The organism is Bacillus sp. GbtcB14 (genome assembly GCF_019091205.1).
GTDB lineage: Bacteria > Bacillota > Bacilli > Bacillales > Bacillaceae_G > Bacillus_A > Bacillus_A cereus_AG.
In genome coordinates, this window is record NZ_JAGXJT010000081.1 from 1 (window position 1) to 383 (window position 383).

Below are 383 nucleotides of genomic sequence, written 5' to 3' on the forward strand. Positions count from 1 at the left end.
TGCAATTGGTGCTAAAGTAACAATCATTTTTGGACCCTTAACCACAATTCCGGATGCATCATAACGCAGCACATGTACTCCTGCAAAATCATGCTCTTGTGCACCTAAAGCTTTTGAACGATCAATCTGTGGATTAATTGATCCATGTGCTATAAATAAATTATTTTTCTTTACATGCTTATAATATTGCTTTGCATTTTCAGTGTAATTTGCATATTCCCCGCTTCCGAAAAAACCAGCATGGGCAGATATTGTAGCTACTGCCGCATTAATAAAATCAGGTGTTCTACCAAGCATTCCATAAGATATATCAGCTATTTCTTTATAAGCCTTTCTTTTTCTTTCTAAATCCTCTATATTTTTCGGAACTAGTAAACTAATTG

1 protein-coding gene is annotated in these 383 nt (G+C 34.7%); it reads right to left on the reverse strand.

What is annotated here, in order from left to right; all coding sequences use genetic code 11:
- Positions 1-383, reverse strand: a 383-nt coding sequence (locus KVT31_RS29385) for a 4-hydroxyphenylacetate 3-hydroxylase N-terminal domain-containing protein (protein ID WP_302747102.1), incomplete at both ends; no start/stop codon positions are given.